Consider the following 6422-nt stretch of genomic DNA (forward strand, 5'->3'; position numbering starts at 1 on the left):
CCCATCTCCTCCCCCCGCGGCACCGGTTTGTCCCAAACCCACTTCCACAAGGTTGATGTTTGCTAACGGGCGTTACGCAACACCGACTGCACGCATTCAGAGGACTAAATGCGGACGAATACGTGAAGGCCCCCTTCACTGCGTCTAGCGCGATGAAGGGGGCCTTCAGGTACTTCGCTGGGCTAGAGGATCTCCGCCGCCGAGCCGACGTCCGGCAGGCCGCCGACGTCGGGGTTCAGCTCCCCGGCACCGATGAGTTCCGCCTTGACCTCGTGCGGTTTGATCCGCCCGTCGCGGATGTCCTCCGCGTAGTGGCAGGCGACCCGGTGCCCGGCGCCGATCTCCCGCAGCTGCGGGCGGTCGGTGTCGCACAGGCTCTGCTGCTTCCACGGGCACCGCGTGTGGAACCGGCAGCCGGACGGCGGCCGCGCCGGCGAGGGCAGGTCGCCGGCGAGCAGGATCTGCTCCCGGCTGTCCTCCACCGTCGGGTCCGGCACGGGGATCGCCGAAAGGAGCGCCCGCGTGTACGGGTGCAGCGGGTTCTCGTACAGCGTGTCGGCGTCGGCCTCCTCGACCAGCGAGCCGAGGTACATCACGCCGATCCGGTCGGAGATATGCCGCACCACCGCGAGGTCGTGCGCGATCACCAGGTACGTGAGCCCGAGCTTCTCCTGCAGGTCCTCCAGGAGGTTGACCACCTGCGCCTGCACCGAGACGTCCAGCGCGGACACCGGTTCGTCGGCGACGATCAGGTCCGGCTCGACCGCGAGCGCCCGCGCGATGCCGATGCGCTGACGCTGGCCGCCCGAGAACTCGTGCGGGTACTTCCGCAGCGAGGACTCCGGAAGCCCCACGGCGGCGAGGAGTTCGCGCAGCCGCTTGGCGGTCGTTTCCTTGTCGTCGGCGAGGCCGTGCGCCTTCATTCCTTCGGTCAGAATGGATTCCACCGACTGCCGAGGGTCCAAAGAGGACATCGGGTCCTGGAAGACCATCTGCATCCGGCGGCGGGCCTTGCGCAGGTCCTCGCCCTTGAGGCCCGCGACGTCGGTGCCGTCGAAGACGACGTTGCCGTTCGTCAGCTCGGTCAGCCGGAGGATCGCCCTGCCCAAAGTGGACTTCCCGCAGCCGGATTCCCCGACCAGACCGTAGGTTTCACCCTTGCGGATGGCGAGATCGACGCCGTCCACGGCGTACACGTACCCGACCGTCCGGTCGACCACGATGCCGCGTTTGATCGGGAAGTGCACCTTGAGGTCGTTGACCTCGAGCAGCACTTCCTGCTCCGGTACCGCGTGCGTCATCGGGCCCCTCCTCGTGCGGCCACGGCCGGGACCACCGGGTTGTGGCAGCGCAGCAGTCCACCGCGGTCGGGGGTCAGCTGCGGTGAAACCTCCCGGCACACGCCGAGAGCGTTCGGGCAGCGGGGCGCGAAGGCGCAGCCGCCGTCCCACGGGATGTTGTCGGATACGGATCCCTTGATGGGGATCAGTTTCTCGCCGCGACCCGCGTCGAGCCGCGGGATCGAAGCGAGCAGGCCGTGCGTGTACGGATGCCGCGGCTCGGCGAACAGCGAGTGCCGCTCCGCCCGCTCCACGATCTTGCCGCCGTAGAGCACGTTGACCTCGTCGCAGAGACCGGCGACGACACCGAGGTCGTGCGTGATCATGATCAGCGCGGTCCCGGTGTCCTGCACCAGTTCCCGCAGGAGCGCGAGGATCTGCGCCTGGATCGTCACGTCGAGCGCGGTGGTCGGCTCGTCGGCGATGAGCAGCCGGGGACGGCACGCGAGCGCGATCGCGATCAGCGCGCGCTGCCGCATCCCGCCCGAAAGCTGGTGCGGGTACTCGGTGAGCCGCCGGGCCGGGTCGGGGATGCCGACCTTGTCCAGCAGTTCCGCCGCCTCCACCGACGCCACCTTGCGCGACATCCCGCGATGCCGCTCCAGCACCTCGGTGATCTGAAGCCCGATCGGGATGACCGGGTTCAGCGAGGACAGCGGATCCTGGAACACCATGCCGAGGTCACGGCCGCGGCGGTCCCGCATTTCCTTGTCCGACAGGCTGAGCAGATCGGTGCCTTCGAACGACACCGAACCGCTGACGTGGTTGCCGCGTTTCGCGAGCAGCCGCATGATCGCCAGCGAGGTCACGGACTTGCCGCATCCGGACTCGCCGACGAGACCGACCGTCTGGCCGGGTTCGACATCGAAACTGACCTCGTTCACCGCGGTGAACGGCTTCTCGCCGCGTCGCTGGAAAACGACCTTGAGGTCACGTACTTCGAGGAGTGCCATCAGAAATCACCGCCTGTTCTTCGGATCGAGGGCTTCCCGCAGGGACTCGCCGAGCAGCGTGAACCCGAGCGCGACGATGATGATCGCGATCGCCGGGTAGTACGCCAGCTCGGGGCGGATGTCGAGGAACTGCCGAGCACTGCGGCTCAGCATGATGCCCCATTCCGCCCGGTTCGGGTCCGGGTCGCCGAGACCGAGGAACGACAGCGCCGCCGCCTCGAGGATCGCGGTCGCCAGGGTCAGCGTGGCCTGCACGATGACCGGGCCGAGCGAGTTGGGCAGCATATGCCGCAACACGATCGCCCCGCGTTTGACGCCGAGAGACGTCGCCGCGAGCACATGGTCGCTGTTTCTCTGCGCGAGCATCGAACCGCGCAGCAACCGCGCGAAGATCGGCACGCTGACCATCGAAACCGCGACGATCACCGTCCACTGGCTCGGCTTCTGGAACAGCGCGGCCACCGAGATCGCCAGCAGCAGCGACGGCACGGACAGCATGACGTCGACGAGCCGCATCAGCACGGTGTCGACCCAGCCGCCGAAGGCGCCGGCGAGGCCACCGATGATCATGCCGACCACGACGCCGATGATCGTCGCGAGCACACCGACCAGCAGCGTGTTCTGCGCGCCGACCAGCAGCCGCGAAAGGTAGTCGCGGCCGAAGTCGTCGACACCGAGCGGGAATCCGGGCTGAGCGCCCGGGATGATGCCCTGGCCGAGGATGACCTGGCTCTGCAGATACCGCTCGTAGGGATCCTTCGGCGCCAGCAGCGGCGCGAAGATCGCCACCAGCAGGAACAGGCCGGTGATCACGGCGCCGGTGATGGCCACCGGGCTCCGCATCATCCGGCGCAGCGCCTCGCCACCGAGGCTGTGGCCCTTCGCCGACGAAGCCGCGAGCTTGTCGATCGGCTCCTTCTTCTTGTTCAGCAAGGTGTTCATCGGACACGCACCCTCGGGTCGATGAGCCCGTACGAGATATCGACCAGCATGTTCACCAGCACGTAGACCAGCGCGCCGAACAGCAGCAGCGCCTGGAGACGCGGGTAGTCACGCCGCTCGATGCCTTCGGCGAGCAGGAAGCCGAGGCCGCGGAAGTTGAACACCCGCTCGGTCAGCACGGCGCCACCGAGCAGCGCGCCGGTCTGGAGACCGATGACGGTGACCACCGGCAGCAGACCGTTGCGGAGCACGTGACGGCGCCGCACGATCGGCTGGGTCAGGCCCTTCGAGTTGGCCGTGCGGATGAAGTCCTCGTTCAGCACGTCCAGCACCGAGGCCCTGGTGATCCGGACGATGACCGCGAGCGGGATCGTGGCCAGCGCGAACGCCGGGAGGATCAGGTGGGTGATCGCGTCCCAGGCGGCGTCCCACTCCTGGGTGATGATGCCGTCGAGGACGGCGAACCCGGTGACGGTGGTGGCGTCGAGACCCGCCATCTGACGGCCCTGCGAGGGAAGTCCCAGCGGGGCGGCCAGCAGGTCCTGCATCATGTAGCCGAGGAAGAACACCGGGACGGCGACACCGACCAGGCTGAGCACGATGATGACGTTGTCGACGGCCCCGCCGCGGAAGCGGGCGGACAGGTAGCCGAACGGGATGCCGAGGCCCACCGCGATGAGCATCGCGCAGAAGCCGAGCTCGATCGTGGCGGGGAGGAAGTTCCCGATCTCCGACATGACCGGCTGGGCGGAGACCAGCGAGTTGCCGAAATCGCCGGTGATCGCCCGGCCGAGGAACTTGAAGTACTGGACGAAAATCGGATCGTCGAGGCCGAGAAGCTTGTTCAGGTCGGCGATCTTCTCCGGAGTCGCCTTGTCGCCGAGGAGGGCGCCGGCGGGGCCACCGGGCAGGGACCGGAGCCAGGCGAAGATCAAAATGGACAGGATCAAGAGCGTCGGTATCGCTTGTAGCAGCCGACGCACGAGAAAACGGAGCACGTGCGTTCCTTTGTTGCCAGCCCGGGAATGGACTTCAGGGGGTGAGCGCGGTAGCGCCCACCCCCTGAGCCACTAGTGGTGGTGGATCAGTTGACCGTGACGGTGTAGAAACGCTCGTCGGTCAGCGGGCTGGCCACCAGGCCCTTCACCTTCGGGCCCACGACGATCGCCGGGGGGCCGTAGGAGATCGGGATGGCGGGCAGGTATTCCATGATCTTCTGGTTCACTTCCTGGTACGCCTTGGTGTGCGCCTCACCGGCGGGCGCGGCGTCCGCGGCCGAGATGGCCGAGAACAGCTCCGGGTTGCTGAAGCCGAACTCCGGCTTCTCGCGGCCGAAGAAGGTGCCGACGAAGTTACCGGCGTCGTTGTAGTCACCGGTCCAGCCGAGCAGGTGCACGTCGTGCTTGCCGGCCTTCTGGACGTCGTCCTTGTAGCCACCGTTCCACGGCTTGGCGACCGGCTCGACCTTGATGCCCATGGCCTTCATGTCCTCGGACAGCGAGGTGAAGATGTCGGCCGGGTTCGGCATGTACGGCCGGGTGACCTCGGTCGGGTAGTAGAACTTCAGCGTCATGCCCTCGGCGCCGGCTTCCTTCAGCAGGTCTTTCGCCTTCTGAAGGTTGTATTCGTACTTGGTGACGTTCTCGTTGTAGCCGTCGATCGCCTTCGGCACGAACTGGGTCGCGGTCTCGGCGCCCTCGGGGAGCTTCGACTTCACGAACTGCTCACGGTTGAGACCGTAGGCCAGCGCCTGGCGGACCTTGGGGTCCTTCAGCTTCGGGTTGTTCTTCTGGTTGATGCCCAGGTACAGGATGTTGAACGACGGGCGGATGAGCACCTGCTCGCCGTCGTTGCGCAGCAGGCCGTAGTCCGCGGGCGACGGGTAGTCGTAGCCCTGGATGTCGCCGGCCTTGAGCGCCTGCTTGCGGGCGTTCTCGTCCGGGATGACCTTGAAGACCAGCTTGTCGAGCTTGGCCGTCTGGGTCGGCGAGTCGGTGGCCTTGACCAGCGTGATCTCACCCTTGGCCTGGTCCCAGCTCTCGAACTTGAACGGGCCGGTGCCGGTGGGGTGCTTCAGCGCGTACTCCGGGTAGGAGAACGAGTCACCGCTCTGGGTGACGGCGTCGGCGTTGTACTTCTTCAGCGCGTCCGGGCTCTGGATCGAGAACGACGGCAGCGTGAAGGCCGCCGGGAAGGCGCCCTTGGCCTTGTTCAGGTTGAGGACGGCGGTGGACTCGTCCTTGACCTGGCAGTCCTTGAACACGGGGTCGCCGGAAGCGTCGCCCTCGTTCTTGGCGAAGCCCTCGAAGACGTCGCCGTAGTAGATCATCTGACTCTGGGCGGCGGCGCCCTTCATGTTGTACATGCGGTTGAAGTTGAAGCAGACCGCTTCCGCGTTGAACGGGGTGCCGTCGTGGAACTTCACCCCCTTCTTCAGGGTGAACGTCCAGGTCTTGCCTTCGTTGCTGCCTTCCCACTTCTCCGCCAGACCGGGCTCGAGGTCCGCGGTCCCCGGCTTGTTCATGATCAGCGTGTCCATCATCTGGCGGATGATGCGGAAGGTTTCACCGTCGTCGTTGAAGAGCGGGTCGAACGTCTTCGGGTTACCGGCGGCACCGAAGACCATCGTGCCTCCCGAGCCACCCCCTGCGCCTTCTTCACGCTTCGATTCGGCACAGGCGGAAATGGAGACCGCGAGTGCGCCGGCAAGCCCGATCAGGGCCACACGGCGTGCTCGGGTCACCCGCAGTTGCTGCATCTGGCACCCCTTGAGGAGATTTTCGGTGTTTAGGCACCGTCCGGTCGGTCGGAAAGTCGAGCTCCACGGACGATCGGTGTGCCCGCCGACACTAGCGGGAACTCAGCCCGCACTTAAGCACGCGAGGTTACGATCGCGCTACACGACGGCCAATACGACCGCAAAGTGTCCGCAATTCCGGACGGAGTGTAATCAATTCCGGACCACTAACGCGCAGAGTGCCGGGTCACTGACTCAAATGGGTGCTTACCGCTACGACCAATGGGTCACTGACGCAGTGTCTTTCCGGGGTGCGACCCCGGACCCGCCCGGGGCAAGCCCCGGACCCCGTCATTGGTCGCGAAATCGCTGACAAAACAGGACATTCGCGGGTATCGGGCCGCCTCTCGTGAGTGGTAAGGCCGGTTCTAACCGTCCTTACCACTCACC

5 protein-coding genes are annotated in these 6422 nt (G+C 66.3%); all 5 read right to left on the bottom strand.

The annotated features are described in order from the left end of the window. Positions 1 to 182: 182 nt before the first annotated feature. The 5 genes from ACFVM3_RS41585 to ACFVM3_RS41605 all read right to left on the bottom strand — a co-directional run bounded on the left by ACFVM3_RS41585 (position 183) and on the right by ACFVM3_RS41605 (position 5861). On the bottom strand, positions 183 to 1301 hold the full coding sequence (locus tag ACFVM3_RS41585) for an ABC transporter ATP-binding protein (RefSeq protein ID WP_378445385.1): 1119 nt from the start codon (positions 1299 to 1301) through the stop codon (positions 183 to 185). Beyond that, positions 1298 to 2293, bottom strand: a complete 996-nt coding sequence (locus ACFVM3_RS41590) for an ABC transporter ATP-binding protein (protein ID WP_378445387.1) — start codon at positions 2291 to 2293, stop codon at positions 1298 to 1300. Before ACFVM3_RS41590 ends, ACFVM3_RS41585 begins: the two co-directional genes overlap by 4 nt. A gap of 6 nt (positions 2294 to 2299) precedes the next feature. Beyond that, on the bottom strand, positions 2300 to 3235 hold the full coding sequence (locus ACFVM3_RS41595) for an ABC transporter permease (protein WP_034314615.1): 936 nt from the start codon (positions 3233 to 3235) through the stop codon (positions 2300 to 2302). Then, entirely contained in the window at positions 3232 to 4233 is a 1002-nt protein-coding gene (locus ACFVM3_RS41600; RefSeq protein WP_378445389.1) for an ABC transporter permease, read from the bottom strand. The genes ACFVM3_RS41595 and ACFVM3_RS41600 overlap by 4 nt, the downstream gene beginning before the upstream one ends. Positions 4234 to 4319: 86 nt before the next feature. Further along, on the bottom strand, positions 4320 to 5861 hold the full coding sequence (locus tag ACFVM3_RS41605) for an ABC transporter substrate-binding protein (RefSeq protein ID WP_378445391.1): 1542 nt from the start codon (positions 5859 to 5861) through the stop codon (positions 4320 to 4322). Positions 5862 to 6422 lie beyond the last annotated feature (561 nt).

The sequence above is a fragment of the Amycolatopsis sp. NPDC057786 genome, assembly GCF_042797905.1.
In the GTDB taxonomy this organism is placed as follows: Bacteria; Actinomycetota; Actinomycetes; order Mycobacteriales; family Pseudonocardiaceae; genus Amycolatopsis.

Coding starts and splice junctions, on each gene's coding strand:
- ACFVM3_RS41585 (WP_378445385.1), bottom strand. CDS start 1,301: ATGACGCACGCGGTACCGGAGCAGGAAGTGCTGCTCGAGGTCAACGAC.
- ACFVM3_RS41590 (WP_378445387.1), bottom strand. CDS start 2,293: ATGGCACTCCTCGAAGTACGTGACCTCAAGGTCGTTTTCCAGCGACGC.
- ACFVM3_RS41595 (WP_034314615.1), bottom strand. CDS start 3,235: ATGAACACCTTGCTGAACAAGAAGAAGGAGCCGATCGACAAGCTCGCG.
- ACFVM3_RS41605 (WP_378445391.1), bottom strand. CDS start 5,861: ATGGTCTTCGGTGCCGCCGGTAACCCGAAGACGTTCGACCCGCTCTTC.